We start from the raw sequence: 18,220 nt of genomic DNA, 5'->3' as shown, positions 1-18,220 counted from the left end.
ATGAAAAAAACTTTACTTTTTCTAATGATGTTGTGCGCTTCCTTTATTTATGCACAAGGACCAATGATGCCGCTTTCGTCTTCGGTAACTAGTGGCTCCGATTGGACAACTACAAACTTAACAGCAGATCTGGCTTTTAACTTTCCTTGGGAAATAACATATGCGCCAGATGGAAACTTATGGTTAACAGAGCGCGTAGGAGAAAAAATCGTTAGAATAAGTACTTCAGGTGGACCAATTACTACCATGCTAGATTTAAGTAGTAAAATAGAGTATTCTAAGCAAGGTGGATTAATGGGGATGGCTGTTCATCCAGCTTTATATTCCAATCCTGCTGCAACTTCTAATAATTATGTCTATGTAGCATATACCTATGCAGATAATGGTTTAAAATTAAGAATCGCGAGGTTAGTTTATGATGTTAGTTCAGGTACTTTATCTGAAGATATTAATCTAAATGCAAACGGATCTATTTTAGAAGGGCTTCCTGCAAGTGCAGATCATAATTCAGGACGTTTAATATTCGGTCCAGATTCAAAATTATATTATACTATTGGAGATCAAGGAGCAAATCAATTTGATTATTCTTGTAATCCTAATTTAGCGCAGGTGTTACCAACATCTCCAACAGATTATGATAATTATCCAGGGAAAACATTACGAATTAATTTAGATGGTTCTATTCCTTCCGATAACCCGGTTTTAAATGGTGTACAAAGTCATGTCAATACGTATGGTCATAGAAATGCACAAGGAATTATATTTTCTCAAGATGGAACATTATATGCTTCCGAACATGGTGCAAAAGTCGATGATGAAATAAATGTTATTAAAACTGGTAAAAATTATGGTTGGCCAGAAATTGCAGGATACTATGATAATATGGCGTATAGCTATTGTAACTGGTCTTCTTTAGGTGTGGATTGTAACGCAGGAGATTTTAGTGATCATAATTGTCCAGCAGGAGCAGATACAGCAACAGAATATGAGTCTTATCCTACTGCAGGAGATGTACCTACTAATTTTCAACCGCCAATAGGTACTTATGGTGGTACGGTAGCAACAGATCCTCCAGGAGGTTGGTTCACATGGCCAAGTGTAGCACCTTCAAGTATCGATATACATGAAGCTGGAAATATTCCAGGTTGGGGACGTTCGTTATTAGTGCCAACTTTAAAAAAAGGAACTATTTATAGAGCTAAATTATCTCCAGATGGAAATGATGTGGTAGGCGATGATGACCAAGGTTCTATTGATGGTTATGAAGAATTTCACTCTTCCAATGATAGATATAGAGATATTGCAATTTCGCCAGACGGATTAACTATTTATGCCGTTACAGATAATAGCGGAGGAACTTCTGGTCCATCTTCTGGTTCTGGTGTTTCTATCGAAAATGGTGGAACCATCGTTAAAATTCAGTATGTTGGCTTATTAGTTTCTAATCCACCAGTAGCTAATTGTCAAGACATAACAGTGACTTTAGATCCAGACGGAAACGCAACAATAATGGCTAGTCAGATAGATAATGGTTCCACAGGAGGAGCTGCGGGAATAAATTCTGTGGTTATAGATAAAGATACTTTTAATTGTACACATGTTGGTGCTTCTCAAACCGTTTGGTTAACAGTTACAGATAATGACGGTAATGAAAGTAGATGTTCATCTACAGTAACCATTAATCCTAATCCATCGCCTTCACCATTTGTGGCACCAACACTAGATAATATAATAAGTAATTGTGAAGTTACAGTGCCAACACCAACTTTAATAAATAATGGGTGTGTCGAAGTAACAGCGACAACATCAGACAATACTACATTTGCCGCAGGTCAAAGCGGAACAATTACATGGCTTTTTGATGATGGTGTAAATTCAGATTCAACGACACAAAGTGTAATGGTTAATGCATTGCCAGTACCAGCTAATGTTTCTGTAACTCCTGGATCCACTTCAGCAGATGTATCTTGGGATAATATAGACGATGTAACATTCCATATTAGATACCGTGAAGAATTTGGTGCTTGGACAACCGTTAATTCAGCAATTAATGCAACTACAATAACAGGTTTAACATTGTCTACTAATTATGAATTAGAAGTTCGTAGCGATTGTGGTTCCTCACAATCTGCTTATAGTAATACCGTATTGTTTACTACTTCAACTGTTACTTATTGTGATGCTTATGGAAAGAACATCGGACAAATAAGTAATGTGCAAATGAATGGAGAAATGGGGACGTTTATAAGTAATGCTTCCTCTTCTAATGAAGGCTATACCGATTTCACTGGGGTTTCTCCAATAAGTATGAATGCTGGTAGTGGTTATTCTTTAACCATTTCTACAAGCTACACCAATCAAATAGGAATAGCAGTTTGGATAGATTTTAATCAAGATGGAGATTTTGAAGATGCAAACGAAAAAGTTTGGGAACATGCTTCTAATAATTTATATGGTAGTAGTCCAAACAGTAAAACAATAGCTGTTCCTGCAAGTGCTTTTCCAGGAAATACTAGAATGCGTATTGCATCTAGACAATATTGGATACCTAGTGGTGATGGAGGTCATGAATCTTGTGGTCTAATTCTTAATAATGATAATAATAGTCAAGTGGAAGACTACACCGTAAACATTATTAATAATACACTTTCAACTTCAAATAGTACTTTAACTAATATTTCTGTATATCCAAATCCTTTAAAAGATAATGTGGTTGTTAGTTTACCTTCTGGTTTTAATTATCAAGAATTAACAGTATTGTTATTCGATTTGCAAGGTAGAGTTATTCGTAGTGAAACCGTAACTAATTCCCAAAGTGAAATACATTTCACAGGGTTAGGAGAATTAAGTAATGGTGTTTATTTTATGCGTATTACAGAAGGAACTAAAACTTTAATTTCAAAGAAGCTTATAAAAATATAAGTACTTTAAAATACGAAACAAAAAGCCTCTGAAATTTTCAGAGGCTTTTATTTTTTATAAACTTAACAAATTCGCCGAAATTCATTAATTTCGCAACTCTTAAAAGTAAACGATATAATGAGCACTACATTTCCTGAGTATAAAGGCCTTGACTTACCAAAAGTTGCAGATGAAATCTTAAACTATTGGCAAGAAAATAACATCTTCGAAAAAAGTGTAACTACTAGAGAAGGTGCAGAACCTTATGTGTTTTTTGAAGGACCTCCTTCAGCAAATGGATTACCTGGAGTGCACCACGTACTTGCTCGTTCTATTAAAGATATTTTTCCGCGTTACAAAACCATGAAAGGTTTTCAAGTAAAGCGTAAAGCAGGTTGGGATACACATGGTTTACCAATAGAACTTGGCGTAGAAAAAGAACTAGGAATTACTAAAGAAGATATTGGTAAAACTATTTCTGTAGAAGATTATAATGCAGCATGTAGAAAAGCAGTAATGCGTTATACCGATATTTGGCACGACCTTACCAATAAAATGGGGTATTGGGTAAATATGGACGATCCATATATTACCTATGAACCTAAATACATGGAAACGGTTTGGTGGCTGCTTAAAGAGATTTATTCTAAAAATTTGATGTATAAAGGCTATACTATTCAGCCATATTCACCAAAAGCAGGAACAGGACTTAGCTCGCATGAGGTAAACCAACCTGGAGCATATCAAGATGTAACAGATACAACCATTGTTGCACAGTTTAAAGCATTAGAAGAAACATTGCCAGACTTTTTACAAAACGAAGGCGATATTTATTTCATGGCTTGGACTACAACACCATGGACATTACCAAGTAATACCGCATTAACTGTTGGTCCGAAAATAGATTATGTTTTAGTAGAAACGTACAATCAGTATACCTTTGAGCCAATTAATGTAGTTTTAGCAAAAGCTTTGGTTAATAAACAGTTTGATGGAAAGTTTAAACGCATTGAAACGAAGCAAGAATTATTAGACTATACATCTGGAGACAAAAAAATACCATATTTTGTAGTAAAAGAGTTTGTAGGGAAGGATTTAGTTGGCATTAAATACGAACAATTATTACCGTATGCTTTACCAAATGATAATCCGCAAGATGCCTTTAGAATTATTGCTGGAGATTTTGTTACTACCGAAGACGGAACAGGAATCGTACACACAGCACCAACTTTTGGAGCCGATGATGCATTAGTTGCTAAGCAAGCAGTTCCTGAAATACCACCATTATTGGTGAAAGATGAAAACGGAAACTTAGTACCACTGGTAGATTTACAAGGTCGTTTTAGACCAGAAATGAAAGAGTTTGGTGGTAAGTATGTGAAAAACGAATATTATAACGATGGCGAAGCTCCAGAACGTTCTATAGATGTCGAGTTAGCGATTAAGTTAAAAGAAGAAAATAGAGCTTTTAAAGTCGAAAAATATAAGCATAGCTATCCACATTGCTGGCGTACAGATAAACCAATTCTATATTACCCGTTAGATTCTTGGTTTATTAAAATTACCGATGTAAAAGGTAGAATGCATGAGTTAAATACTACCATTAACTGGAAACCAAAATCCACTGGAGAAGGACGTTTTGGAAATTGGATTGCAAATGCAAACGATTGGAATTTATCGCGTTCTCGCTATTGGGGAATTCCATTACCAATCTGGAGAACAGAAGATGGTAAAGAAGAAATTTGTATTGGTTCTGTGGAAGAGCTTAAAGCCGAAATGGCAAAAGCAGTTACCGCTGGCGTTTTAGCGAAAGACATTTACGAAGATTTTGAAGTTGGAAATAACTCCGAAGAAAACTACGCTAAAATAGATTTACATAAAAATATTGTAGATGAAATTGTATTAGTTTCCCCAAGCGGACAACCTATGCAACGTGAAAGTGATTTAATAGATGTTTGGTTCGATTCTGGTTCTATGCCGTATGCACAATGGCATTACCCTTTTGAAAATAAAGAATTAATAGACGAGAATAAAGCATTTCCAGCAGATTTTATTGCCGAAGGTGTGGATCAAACACGTGGTTGGTTTTATACATTGCATGCAATTGCATCGATGGTTTTCGATTCTGTAGCCTATAAAAATGTAGTTTCTAACGGATTGGTTTTAGATAAAAACGGACAAAAAATGTCGAAGCGTCTAGGAAACGCAACAGATCCTTTTGAAACATTATCTACGTACGGAGCAGATGCTACGCGTTGGTATATGATTGCGAATGCAAATCCGTGGGATAATTTAAAGTTTGATGTCGATGGTATTGAAGAGGTGAAACGTAAGTTCTTCGGAACACTTTATAACACCTATTCTTTCTTTACTTTATATACAAATATTGATAAGTTTAGTTATGCGGAAGCCGATATTCCGTTAAACGAAAGACCTGAAATTGATCGTTGGATTCTTTCCGAATTAAACACTTTAATTCAGAAAGTAGACGATTTTTATGCAGAATATGAGCCAACAAAGGCAGCAAGAGCAATTTCAGAATTTACACAAGAATATTTAAGTAACTGGTACGTACGTTTAAGCAGAAGACGTTTCTGGAAAGGCGATTACCAAACCGATAAAATTTCAGCATACCAAACTTTATATACGTGTATGTTAACCATAGCGAAACTTGGCGCGCCAATTGCACCATTTTTTATGGATAAACTTTACCTAGACTTAACAAAAACAACACAAACAGAAACGTTTGAAAGTGTACATTTGGCAGAGTTTCCAAAGAGTGATACCGCTTTTATAGATAAAGCCTTAGAACGTAAAATGGAAGCAGCGCAAACGATATCATCGTTGGTTTTATCGTTACGAGCTAAAGAAAAAATTAAAGTACGTCAGCCATTACAAAAAATTATGATTCCTGTGGATTCAGCGACGCAAAAGGAAGATATTTTAGCAGTAGCAGATTTAATAAAACACGAAGTAAACATTAAAGAGATTGAACTTTTAGAAGATGCTTCCGATATATTAGTAAAACAAATAAAGCCTAATTTTAAAACATTAGGACCGCGTTTTGGTAAGGATATGAAAGCGATTGCAGGAGAAATTCAGAAGTTTACTGCAGTAGATATTAAAAAAATCGAGCAAAATGGTGTTTTAGATGTTGAAGTTAACGGAAAAAGTATTACTTTGGAACTAAGTGATGTAGAGATAACATCGCAGGATATAGAAGGTTGGCTTGTAGCAAATGAAGGTAATTTAACCGTTGCCTTAGATGTTACCATATCGGAAGAATTACGTGAAGAAGGAATTGCTCGTGAGTTAGTAAATAGGATTCAAAACTTACGTAAAGATTCCGGATTTGAAGTTACAGATAGAATAGATGTAAAAATTCAAAAAGACGACCAAATTGTTAAGGCTGTGGAAGCGAATATCGAGTATATTAAAACCGAAACCTTAACCGAAACGTTAGAGATTGTAGAACAAATAGATACTGGTATAGAAATTGCTTTTGACACTATAAATACCAAATTATTTATTACAAAACATTAAAATTATGGCAACAGATATTAACGTAAGATTCCCAGATAAAGATTTAGCAGAATTTAAAGCGCTAATTTTGGAGAAAATACAAAAATCACAACACGATTTAGAGCTTATTAAAAGTGCGTATATGAATAACCATACCAATGGTACAGAAGATACTTCGCCAACATTTAAAGCCTTTGATGAAGGTAGTGCTGTGATGAGTAAAGAGTCCAACTCGCAACTAGCGATTAGACAAGAAAAGTTTATTCGTGATTTAAAGAATGCTTTGATTAGAATAGAAAATAAAACCTATGGTGTTTGTCGTGTAACTAAAAAACTTATTGCTAAAGAACGTTTAAAATTAGTGCCTCATGCTACTTTAAGTATTGAAGCGAAAAACATGCAATAACAAATTCCTGTGAAAACAGGGATCTTATTATAAATAAATAGTAAAACGCTTCAATTTCTTTGAAGCGTTTTTATTTATATAACCTTTTTATCCTTTCAAAATAGCCTGCACAGAGCGTAGTCTAAAGGAAGCATCTTAATATAATGAAAAACAGTGTTTACATATTTCTCTTTTGTTTTACAAACTTACTACAAGCGCAACATATTACAGAAAAATCATTTGCGGCTAATGGCATAGCAAACATTATTGTGGATGGTGAAAATGTGTTTAAAATTGTTGTCGAGGCGAAACCTGTAGATACCATTAGAATACATTCTAGAGTAGAAGGCGAAAATAACGAAGACATTGTTTTAGTTGCTGAAAATAAAAACAGAAATCTGTACATAGCTGCAAAAATACAACCCCTTTTTAAGGATGCAAATGATAAATTAAGTGCACATAAAGTAATTTCAATAGAACTTGTTATTGTGATTCCTGAAAACAAAGAGCTTTTAATTAATTCTAATATTGCTACTGTTATCGTAAAAGGACAATATAAAAATGTAACCTTAAGTCTTTCCAGTGGGAATTGCTTTTTTCAGGAATATAAAGGGGATGCAAAAATATATACCATAGATGGAAATATTGCCTTGCAAACAAACCAAGCAAAACTTAGCATTACCTCAAAAAATGGTGCTATTTCAAAAGAAGAAATAGATGTAGGGAGCCATGAAGTGCTAATTAAAACTATAAATGGGAATGTAACTATAACTAAAAGTCAATAATATTCCTATTTTTGTAGAAACCGTTTCTTATCTAAAATGGTACCTTGAGCGCAATCAAAAGGTCTTTTAATAGGAGTTAACTTAAAAAGATTCCCATTTTCATGGGGAATACTATGAATCTAAAAAAATCGATAATACTTATCATCCTCATTCTGCTAATAGATCAAATTAGTAAAGTGTATATAAAAACACATTTCCTATTAGGAGAAAGTGTGGAAGTTTTTGACTGGTTTAAAATCTATTTTATAGAAAATGACGGAATGGCTTGGGGAACCAAGATTAGCGATTTTGTTTCTTTTATTAACGACAGAACAGGAAAAGTAGCACTTACCCTTTTTAGAATTGTTGCCATTGTAGGTATTGGTTATTGGTTGGTTTCTGCAATTAAAAAACAAAGTCCAAACGTGCTTGTTCTTGCTATTGCTTTAATTTTTGCAGGTGCTTTAGGTAATATTATAGATTCTACTTTTTATAGTTTATTGTTTAGCGATAGTTACCACCAAGTAGCTTCCTTTTTACCAGAAGCAGGAGGTTATGATGGTATATTACATGGTAAAGTAGTAGATATGCTTTATTTTCCATTATGGAAAGGGTACTTGCCAGAATGGCTACCGTTTTATGGTGGAAAGTATTTTACTTTTTTCGAGCCTGTTTTTAATGTGGCCGATATGGCAATAAGCGCAGGGTTTATTATGCTTATTGTGTTTAATAAGAAAGCTTTTTCTAAAGAAGAAGATTAAATAAATACCTCAAATTCTAAAGTATGAAAAAACGAATAAGTTTCATTGTTTTTTTTATTTCATTACATACGTTTTCTCAAATGGACGTAAAAACCCATCTTAAAAACATTGAAAATGGTTATGAGTTTTATGCAGATAATAATGAGGTAGTTCCTGTGTCTATTAAAGTTTCTTTTACATTAAAAAATTTAAAATCATCGGAAGGCAATGATAAAATATTTCTTTTACCAGCAAATACAAAAAATATTAAGCTAACAACACTTTCTACTATTAAAAATGGAAAATATGGTGTTAGTTCTGAAACCTGGTATAATCATGGAGATCATTTTTTAACCGAATACGACAAAGATTATGAGTATAACTTGCCGTTTGAAAAAGGTGGAAGCCATAGTTTGTCTCAAGGTTATAATGGTCATTTTTCGCATCAAAATAAGAATCAATTAGATTTTACTATGCCAATTGGAACTAAAATTCTAGCGGTACGTGATGGTGTTGTTGTAAAAGTGGTAGATAGTAATACTAAAAACTGTAGTACACAAGAATGTGAAAAGTTTAATAACTATATTATCATATATCATAAGGATGGTACTTTTTCTGAATACGCTCACATTAATACAAAAGGGGCAAAAGTTAAAGCTGGAGATATAATTGAACAAGGACAGTTCATTGCCGAAAGTGGTAACATTGGTTGGTCTTCTGGTCCGCACTTACATTTTTCAGTATATCTGCAAAGAATAGATGGAAAAAGAGAATCTGTTAAAACAAAGTTTAAATTAGAGGATGGGTTGAAATCTGGTTACTTGGTGGAAAAAGAAAAGTATACCAGAAATTATAACTAAAACCGATACACCTGCTTTGGTGTAACACAGTAATCTAAGGCGATATCTCCTTCAAAAACATCTGAAATTTTAGCATCTGCCTCAAAAAAGGAAAGTCCGATTTTTATGGTTTCTGGTTTGCAAGAAGCTAAGAATGTATCATAAAAACCTTTTCCATAACCAACTCTATTTCCTTTAGTATCAAAAGCTAAAAGAGGTACAAATACAACTTCCATGCTTTCGGCAGGAATAGGGATTCCATCTACGGGCTCTGGTATGTTGTAGGTATTCTTTTTAATGATGGTATTATCGGTTAGTAAAAAGTGCTTCAGCAAACCGGTTTTGAAATCGCTTTTAGAAAGTATAATGTTTTTATCTTTTCCAGATAAAATGTTTAAAATATAATCGGTGTTTACTTCGTGTTGTTCTGTAATGCTTAAAAAAATATGGTAAAAAGAAAAGTTCCAAATATCTAGTTGCAATAGTTGATTCGCAATTTCTAAACTGGCATCGTCTAATTGCGCTTCGGTTAGATTTCTGCGTTGTAATCTATAGGCTATTCGTAACTCGGCTTTTGTCATAATAACTCTGTGGATATATGAAACAATGCATCTCCTTGATACACAATTGGTAATTCGTTTACGTTAATGATATACCCTGCATTATCAGCTTTCACAAAGTGGTTAGACTTGCCATATGGATCTGTGATGTTTCCAATAACATCTCCCTTTTTAACCATGCTGTTTATTTCTACGGTTGCTTTAAACATCCCAGAATATTTCGCTCTAATCCATCTGCTTTCGTTAATAAAAACACAGTCTGTTTTAGGTTTAGAAACTTTAAACTTAGCAGAGAGCATTCCTAAACTGTGCAGTACTCTTTTAATACCATTTACACCGTGATTAGTGATGGTTGTATCTATATGAGAAGATTTTCCGCCTTCGAAAAGAAGTATTGGTTTTCCTAATTTCTGACAAGTACTTCTGAAAGATTTATTGATGTTTTTAGAGTATATAATAAAGGGAGCACCAAATTTTTTAGACAGGTCATCTAAGACTTTATCTTCTTTAATGATTCTAATTTGTGGCGCATTAAAACGTCCGGAACCACCGGTATGGAAATCCATTATAAAGTCTACTTCTTGTACAATTTCATGTATCAATTTGTAAGCAACTCTACTTGCTAAAGACCCTTTTAAAGTGCCAGGAAAAACACGATTTAAATCTCTTCCGTCAGGAAAATCTCTAGAAAGATTTATAAACCCAAAAACATTAATAATTGGAATACATATAATAGTTCCTTTTTTAGGAATGTTAATTCCCTTCGCAATAACTTGACGTATAATTTCAACACCATTTACTTCGTCACCATGAATTCCAGCGGTTAGTAAAACCGTTGGCCCTGGCTTTTTTGCACGTGAAATAAGCACGGGAACATCTACAGAGTTGGAAGTGTGTAGTTTTGCAACCTCAAAAGAAAGCTCTTTACTTTCTCCTAGTTTTATACTTTCACCAAGAATGGTAATGGTTTCATTATGGTTTATCATAAATTAACTAGCTATTTTTTTCTATATAAGTAATAATGCTTTTTGCAATATTTTTTTCGGTAGCTCTTTCAATTCCTTCTAATCCAGGAGTCGAGTTGACTTCTAAAATTAATGGACCTCTACTAGATTGTAGCATATCTACACCACAAACTGGAAGTTTTAATGCGCGAGAGGCATTGAGCGCTAATTTTAATTCTGGCTCACTAAGTTGAATCACGTTTGCGCTTCCACCTCTGTGTAAATTAGATCTAAACTCACCTTCTTTTCCTTGTCTTTTCATTGCACCAACCACTTGTCCGTCTACAATTAAAGCACGTAAATCTGCTCCTTTTGCTTCGCCAATAAATTCTTGAACAATGACTCTAGCTTCTAGTCCGTTAAAAGCTTCTAGTACAGATTCAGCAGCGTTTTTAGTTTCTGCTAAAACCACTCCAAGTCCTTGTGTTCCTTCTAGTAATTTAATAATTACAGGAACGCCACCAACATGTTCTATAACTTCTTCTACATCTCTAGAATAATTAGTGAAAACGGTTTTTGGCATACCAATTCCAGCTTTACTTAAACGCTGTAAACTACGTAATTTGTCTCTTGAGCGTTGTATAGCATCGGAGGTTACAATAGTGAAAACACCCATTTCTTCAAATTGTCTAACCACAGCACAACCATAGAAAGTTATAGATGCTCCAATTCTAGGAATAATAGCATCTACATAATCTAGGTATCTGTCTTTGTAGAAAATGGTTGGTTTGTGTTGCTCAATAATAATATCACACTTTAAAGGATCTATAACCTCTACTTGGTGACCGCGTTTTTCTCCTTCTTCTACTAATCTGTTTGTAGAATATAAATTTGCGTTACGCGATAAAATAACTATGTTCATAATGTTTTTAAATTGTATGATATGTTTTCTTGGTCTACATCAACCAAAAATTTTCGTTTTAAAAATTGTCTACCAATAAGTACTGGGAATCTCATTTCCTCTCTAGTGCTTAAAGTTAAGTTAATCTTATATGTTTTTCCAAAAAAAACGACTTCAGATTTCACTTTAAATCTATTTTCCTTAAAACCATTGCTGCTTTTTACATTGGTTTTTGTAAAGTTTTCAAAAATTACTTCCTTACCGCTAAAGTTAGGATGTCCTTTACTGTAAAAGGTGCATTTTAAATTTTCACCATCCACAATAATTTGCGAACAGTGTATTGCAGACGTATAAGCGCCTGTATCTATCTTAACATCTATGTTGTATAGATCTAGTTTAGGAAAGTCTATTTTGTCTACTCTTCCTATTGTTTTTCTAATCATTTATTCTATTTCAAAAAGTGGCGCAATGTAATAATTAAGTATTTGTAAAAACCTTCTTTTTTATTAAAAAATTATACGTTAAAATCAGGGTATTTTTTCTTTATAAAAAATTAAAATAAGTACATTTACAAGATGGGCGAACCTGCTTTAAAAATACAACTTAAAACCTTACCAAATGCACCAGGAGTATACCAATACTTTGATGTAGAAGATACTCTTATTTATGTTGGTAAGGCTAAGAATTTAAAAAAAAGGGTAAGCTCCTACTTTACCAAAACACATGAAAACGGTAAAACGCGAGTGCTTGTAAAAAAAATTGCAAGCATTAAACATATTGTGGTGGAGACAGAAACAGATGCGTTACTGTTAGAAAACAACTTAATTAAAAAGAATAAACCACGCTATAACGTGTTATTAAAGGATGATAAAACCTATCCTTGGATTTGCATAAAAAAAGAACGTTTTCCTAGAGTGTTTACTACTAGAAGGGTTTTTAAAGATGGTAGTGAGTACTTTGGGCCTTATACCAGTATGAAAACCGTGTACACACTTTTAGATTTAATAAAAGGGTTGTACCAATTGCGGACTTGTAAATACGATTTATCTCCGGAAAAAATTGCAACAGGAAAATATAAAGTTTGCTTAGAATATCATTTAGGAAACTGTAAAGGTGCCTGTGAGGGTTTGGAAACTACAGGAGCTTATAACGAGAAAATTATAGCAATTCGAGAAATTTTAAAAGGAAACTTTAAAGATTCACTTTCGCAATTTAAACAGCAAATGAAACAATTTGCTGAAGAAATGCAATTTGAAGAAGCGCAAAAAATAAAAGAGAAAGTCGAAGTGCTTGAAAATTACCAAGCGAAATCTACCATTATTAATCCAAAAATCAGCAATGTAGATGTTTTTAGTATTGTAAGCGATGAAAGTTTTGGGTATGTGAATTTTTTGCAAATTTCTTATGGTTCTATAATACGTTCGCACACTTTAGAAATTAAGAAAAAGTTGGATGAGTCTGATCAGCAACTTTTAGAATTAGCAATTACAGAGATAAGACAACGTTTTAACTCTAACTCCAGAGAACTTTATGTACCTTTTGAGGTACATGTTGGCGAGAACCTTAAAATCACGGTACCACAACTAGGCGATAAAAAACATATTCTAGACTTGTCTATTCGTAATGCCAAGTATTTTAGAATGGATCGTTTTAAACAAATTAAAATAACAGATCCAGATAGACATGTGAAAAGGATCATGGCGCAAATGAAGGCCGATTTGCACTTGAGTGAAGAACCAAGACATATTGAATGTTTTGATAACTCCAACATTCAAGGGACACATCCTGTTGCTGCGTGTGTTGTTTTTAAAAATGGGAAACCAAGTAAAAAGGATTACAGACATTTTAATATTAAAACGGTAGTTGGTCCAGATGATTTTGCTTCTATGGAAGAAGTGGTTTACAGACGTTACAAACGTTTGTTAGACGAAAAAGAACCTTTGCCACAACTGATTATTATTGATGGTGGAAAAGGACAACTTTCATCGGCTTTAAAAAGTTTAGATGCATTAAATTTAAGAGGAACAATTGCGATCATCGGAATTGCGAAGCGTTTGGAAGAATTATTTTACCCAGATGATCCAATTCCACTATATTTAGATAAAAAAAGCGAAACGCTTAAAATTATACAACAGTTGCGTAATGAAGCACATCGTTTTGGAATAGAACATCACAGGAATAAAAGAAGTAAAACAGCTTTAAATACAGAATTGGAAGGTATTCCAGGAATTGGAGACAAAACAATAGTAGAGCTATTGAAAGTATTCAAATCTGTAAAGCGAATTGCCAATGCGAAATTGGATGAATTGGAAGCTGTTATTGGAGTATCTCGAGCAGAAAAAATATATAATTATTATCATAATAAATAAATGAACAAAGCATTAGTCTTCATATTTCTTTTTTATAGTCTTTTTAGTTTTTCACAAGAATTAGAACAAGAGGATCTAAAAGTAGGTCTGGTATTGAGTGGTGGTGGTGCAAAAGGTCTTGCGCATATTGGTACGCTTAAAGTTATTGATAGTTTAGGTATTAGAATAGATTATGTTGCTGGTACAAGTATGGGAGCAATTATAGGTTCTTTGTATGCTTCCGGTTATTCTGGTATAGAAATAGATTCCATTTTTAAAGGTGTAAACTTTGATGATATTATTAGTGACAACTTACCACGTAAAGCAAAAACGTTTTATGAACGCGATAATTCAGAAAAATATGCAATAACACTTCCGTTTAAAAAGTTTAAAGTAAAATTACCTAGAGCATTATCTCGAGGGCAAAATACATTAAGCTTACTTACCAAGTTAACTTTGCATGTAAGTGATATTGATGATTTTAGTAAACTACCAATTCCATTTTTCTGCGTTGCCACTAATATTGAAAACGGAGAAGCTGTGTATTTAGAGTCTGGCAGTTTGCCGCAATCTATTCTGGCAAGTGGTGCTTTTCCTTCTTTGTTTCAACCAGTACGAATAGACGATAAGGTTTTAATAGATGGTGGTGTTGTAAACAACTATCCAATAGATGAACTAAAAGCCAAAGGCGTAGATATTATTATTGGAGTAGATGTGCAAGATGATTTGGCAACGAGAGATCAACTGCAATCTGCAACTAAAATATTACTTCAAATAAATAATTATAGAACCATAAATGATATGAAAATCAAGTCTAAAAAGACAGATATTTATATTAAACCAGATATAACAAATTTTAGTGTTGTGTCTTTTAGTGAGGGCAGAACGATTATAGATAATGGCGTAGTAGAAACAAACAAACATATAGAAGCGCTTAAAGAGATTGTTGCCAAACAAGTAAAAAAGAAACCGCAATTAGCCAAAATAACACCAATAGACAGTTTAAAAATTAAAGGAATAAATGTTAATGGAATAGATAAATACTCCAGAGCTTATGTGCTGGGTAAATTAAAATTTAAACCCGACGAAGAAATCAGTTATAACACATTTCAAGAAGGCGTAAATAACCTTGCAGCAACTAATAATTTTGAGAATGTAAGTTATAAGCTAACACCATCTTTAGACAAAGATGGATATATGATGGATGTGAACCTAAAAGAAAGCAATTTAAATACCTTGCTAAAATTAGGGCTTCATTATGACGACTTATATAAAAGTGGTGTTCTAGTTAACGTAACTCAAAAAAAGATTCTTTTTAATAGTGATGTAGCTTCGTTGGATTTTGTAGTTGGAGATAATATTAGATATAATTTTGACTATTATGTAGATAAAGGTTTTTATTGGAGTGTTGGTGTGCATTCTAGATACAACCAATTTAAACAAAATATTCAAGCACAAACTATTTTAACAGACGAGCAACTGCTAGCTGTTAATGTAAATAAACTGGATGTTAAGCTAGTGGATTTAACCAATCAGTTTTATTTGCAAACCTTATTTAGAAAAGATTTCTCATTGACATTAGGTGCAGAACATAAACACTTAAAAATAAAAACAGAAACCATACTTACCAATGCGAATCAGGAGGAAACTGTTTTTGATAATAGTAGCTATTTTAGTCTCTTCGGAAACTTAAAACTAGATACTTTTGATAATAAGTATTTTCCAAATGAAGGTGTATTCTTTGAGGGTGATTTTCATTTATACTTGTATTCTTCTGATTTTAATAGCGATTTTTCAGAATTTTCTATCGGAAAAGCAACCATTGGGTACACAAAGAGTTTTAATAATAAGATTACCACAAATATTACAGCCGAAGGCGGTTTTAAAATTGGTGAAAACGATAATAGGTCTTTAGATTTTGTAATTGGAGGTTATGGAAATAACTTCATTAATAACTATAAATCGTTCTATGGCTATGATTTTTTATCGTTAGTAGGAGATAGTTTTGTAAAAGGAACATTAAATGTAGATTATGAAATTTTTAAAAATAATCATATCAACTTAGCGGCAAACTATGCTAATATTGGTGATGGCCTTTTTGATTCTGGTAATTGGTTTTCGTCTCCAGATTATTCTGGTTATGCAGTAGGTTACTCTTTAGATACCTTTTTCGGACCAATAGAAGCAAAGTACTCTTGGTCCCCAGAAATCAAAGAAAGAATGTGGTTTTTTAACGTTGGTTTTTGGTTTTAAAAAGTCTCAAAAATTTTCACGATATTTGTAATATAGGTAACATCCATAGATAAGGCTTGATGGCAAAGAATAAGAATGCAATGGATGTCACATGTGCGCATTGAAAAACAATAAATTAAATAATGAAACCATTTTGGCAAGACATATTAATTTTTTTAAAGTTTCTTCAGAAAAGAAATCCAGAATGATAGCGCATTATTTTATTCCATTTTAAAAGAAGTAGTAATAACTTTAAATTTTAAAAGAATGCCATTTTATCATAAACTAGGGAAAATTCCACCTAAAAGACACACGCAATTTAGAAAACCTGACGGAACTTTATATGCCGAACAATTATTTGGCACCATCGGTTTTGACGGTATGTCTACAAATTCATACCACGAACATAGACCAACACAGGTAAAAGAAATAAGAAAGCAATACAGCGTTGCTCCAAAAATAGCAAAAGCAAATCATATACAATCGTATCGTTTTAGAGGGTTTCAAATAAAACCAGAAATGGACTATTTAGAAAGCCGGAAAGCAGTACTTACCAATAGTGATTGTACCATAATTCTTGCTGCACCAAAACAAGCTACTCAAGATTATTTTTATAAAAATACAGATGCAGACGAACTTATCTTTATTCATAAAGGATCCGGGAAACTAAGAACACATCTTGGTAATCTAGATTTTAAATATGGAGATTATCTGTTAGTTCCAAGAGGCGTTATTTATAAAATGGACTTCGATACCGAAGATAATAGATTGTTTATTGTAGAGTCTAAAAGACCAATCTATACACCAAAGAGGTATAGAAATTGGTTCGGACAACTACTAGAGCATTCCCCGTTTTGTGAGCGTGATATTCGCCAGCCACAAGAACTAGAAACGCATAATGAAAAAGGAGATTTTATCATTAAAGTAAAAAAACAAGACGATATTTTCGAAATGGTCTACGCAACACATCCTTTTGATGTGGTAGGTTATGACGGTTATAATTATCCGTATGCGCTTTCTATTCATGACTTTGAACCTATTACCGGACGAATTCATCAACCGCCTCCAGTGCATCAAACTTTTGAAACAGATGCATTTGTAGTTTGTAGTTTTGTACCAAGATTATATGATTATCATCCAGATTCCATTCCAGCACCTTACAACCATAGTAATATAGATAGTGATGAGGTTTTATACTATGTAGATGGCGATTTTATGAGTCGAAATGATATTGATGCCGGACACATAAGTTTACATCCTGCAGGAATACCCCACGGTCCGCACCCAGGAGCTACAGAGCGCAGTATTGGCAAAACCAAAACAGATGAGTTGGCGGTAATGGTAGATACTTTTAAACCTTTAATGGTTACCCAAGAAGCGATGGAAATTGCAGACGAAGAATACCTTAAATCTTGGTTAGAATAAAATAGAATCAAGAGGTAAGAATATAGAAAATAGAACGAGAACAATGCTAATTAATGTATTTAAAAAAGTACATATATCTTTTTTCTCACCTCTTTTTTCTTCCTTCTTTTAAAACGAATAAATTATAAAATAATTCTCCTTCCTTTTAGGAAGACTAGTATAAAAATGAATCAAAATAAATTACCCGCAGATTCATCTGCAATGACATTAGGAATTATAGCTTTAGTAATTTTGTTTTTAGGTTGCTGTTGTGGTTTGTTTTCCATAGTCTCCGTAATTTTAAGCATCATAGGTTTAGTTTCGGCGAACAAAAGTATTAGGTTATTTAAAGAAAACCCAGACGTATACTCCAGCTTCAGTTACACCAATGTAAACAACGCTAAAGTTTTAAATATTGTGGCTTTGGCGGTAAGCGGACTTATTACCATGTTATATATAACATATTTTATGATTTATGGCGTGCTTATCTCTACCATACTCATGGATACTTATAATAATAACGAAAATGATTCGTATTACGAATGGGAAAACGATTCCTTATATTATCCAGAAGAGGATCTGTTTGAAATAGAAAGTGATTCGATTATTATAGATTCCGTTTCCATAAAAAAGTATAAAGAAATAGTCAAAGCAGAAAACTAAAAATAAGTATTAGAAGC

At 33.2% G+C, this 18,220-nt stretch carries 14 protein-coding genes; 10 read left to right on the top strand and 4 right to left on the bottom strand.

The features are described 5' to 3' along the window. The 6 genes from ACVCZW_RS14260 to ACVCZW_RS14235 all read left to right on the top strand — a co-directional run bounded on the left by ACVCZW_RS14260 (position 1) and on the right by ACVCZW_RS14235 (position 9,172). Positions 1-2,922, top strand: a complete 2,922-nt coding sequence (locus ACVCZW_RS14260) for a PQQ-dependent sugar dehydrogenase (protein ID WP_452230360.1) — start codon at positions 1-3, stop codon at positions 2,920-2,922. 117 nt (positions 2,923-3,039) lie between these two features. Continuing rightward, positions 3,040-6,444 (top strand): isoleucine--tRNA ligase, encoded by a 3,405-nt coding sequence (gene ileS / locus ACVCZW_RS14255; RefSeq protein ID WP_452232728.1) that lies wholly within the window; start codon positions 3,040-3,042, stop codon positions 6,442-6,444. 4 nt (positions 6,445-6,448) lie between these two features. After that, complete coding sequence (locus ACVCZW_RS14250; protein WP_452230358.1) at positions 6,449-6,829, top strand: TraR/DksA family transcriptional regulator; 381 nt, start codon at positions 6,449-6,451, stop codon at positions 6,827-6,829. Between the two features lie 143 nt (positions 6,830-6,972). Next, entirely contained in the window at positions 6,973-7,593 is a 621-nt protein-coding gene (locus tag ACVCZW_RS14245) for a hypothetical protein (protein WP_452230357.1), read from the top strand. A gap of 113 nt (positions 7,594-7,706) precedes the next feature. Next, entirely contained in the window at positions 7,707-8,333 is a 627-nt protein-coding gene (locus ACVCZW_RS14240) for a lipoprotein signal peptidase (RefSeq protein ID WP_452231160.1), read from the top strand. 23 nt (positions 8,334-8,356) lie between these two features. Next, positions 8,357-9,172: a M23 family metallopeptidase gene (locus ACVCZW_RS14235; RefSeq protein WP_452230356.1), complete on the top strand. Its 816-nt coding sequence runs from the start codon at positions 8,357-8,359 to the stop codon at positions 9,170-9,172. Here the strand turns inward: ACVCZW_RS14235 and ACVCZW_RS14230 are convergent. The 4 genes from ACVCZW_RS14230 to ACVCZW_RS14215 are packed head-to-tail and all read right to left on the bottom strand — an operon-like array spanning position 9,169 to position 11,999. Continuing rightward, entirely contained in the window at positions 9,169-9,732 is a 564-nt protein-coding gene (locus tag ACVCZW_RS14230; protein ID WP_452230355.1) for a 5-formyltetrahydrofolate cyclo-ligase, read from the bottom strand. The two genes, ACVCZW_RS14235 and ACVCZW_RS14230, sit on opposite strands and share 4 nt — an antisense overlap. Further along, positions 9,729-10,697 carry a succinylglutamate desuccinylase/aspartoacylase family protein gene (locus ACVCZW_RS14225; protein WP_452230354.1) on the bottom strand — a complete coding sequence of 323 codons (969 nt, stop codon included), beginning with the start codon at positions 10,695-10,697 and terminating at the stop codon, positions 9,729-9,731. Before ACVCZW_RS14225 ends, ACVCZW_RS14230 begins: the two co-directional genes overlap by 4 nt. Positions 10,698-10,704: 7 nt before the next feature. After that, entirely contained in the window at positions 10,705-11,577 is an 873-nt protein-coding gene (gene rimK, locus ACVCZW_RS14220) for a 30S ribosomal protein S6--L-glutamate ligase (RefSeq protein ID WP_452230353.1), read from the bottom strand. Beyond that, complete coding sequence (locus ACVCZW_RS14215) at positions 11,574-11,999, bottom strand: ATP-dependent zinc protease family protein (protein WP_452230352.1); 426 nt, start codon at positions 11,997-11,999, stop codon at positions 11,574-11,576. The genes rimK and ACVCZW_RS14215 overlap by 4 nt, the downstream gene beginning before the upstream one ends. A gap of 132 nt (positions 12,000-12,131) precedes the next feature. Between ACVCZW_RS14215 and uvrC the strand changes: the two genes are divergently transcribed. The 4 genes from uvrC (at position 12,132) to ACVCZW_RS14195 (ending at position 18,203) form a co-directional block, all read left to right on the top strand. Continuing rightward, positions 12,132-13,925 (top strand): excinuclease ABC subunit UvrC, encoded by a 1,794-nt coding sequence (uvrC, locus tag ACVCZW_RS14210; RefSeq protein ID WP_452232727.1) that lies wholly within the window; start codon positions 12,132-12,134, stop codon positions 13,923-13,925. Then, positions 13,926-16,157 (top strand): patatin-like phospholipase family protein, encoded by a 2,232-nt coding sequence (locus tag ACVCZW_RS14205; RefSeq protein WP_452230350.1) that lies wholly within the window; start codon positions 13,926-13,928, stop codon positions 16,155-16,157. It abuts the gene before it with no gap. A 246-nt stretch (positions 16,158-16,403) separates the two neighbouring features. After that, entirely contained in the window at positions 16,404-17,561 is a 1,158-nt protein-coding gene (locus ACVCZW_RS14200) for a homogentisate 1,2-dioxygenase (RefSeq protein WP_452230349.1), read from the top strand. Positions 17,562-17,726: 165 nt separating this feature from the next. After that, a complete protein-coding gene (locus tag ACVCZW_RS14195) occupies positions 17,727-18,203 on the top strand; it encodes a CCC motif membrane protein (RefSeq protein WP_452230348.1) in 477 nt (158 codons plus the stop codon). Positions 18,204-18,220 lie beyond the last annotated feature (17 nt).

It is taken from the genome of Lacinutrix sp. MEBiC02595, assembly GCF_053601555.1.
The sequence above is the reverse complement of the archived record's forward strand: the minus strand, read 5'-3'. Positions and strand labels throughout refer to the sequence as shown.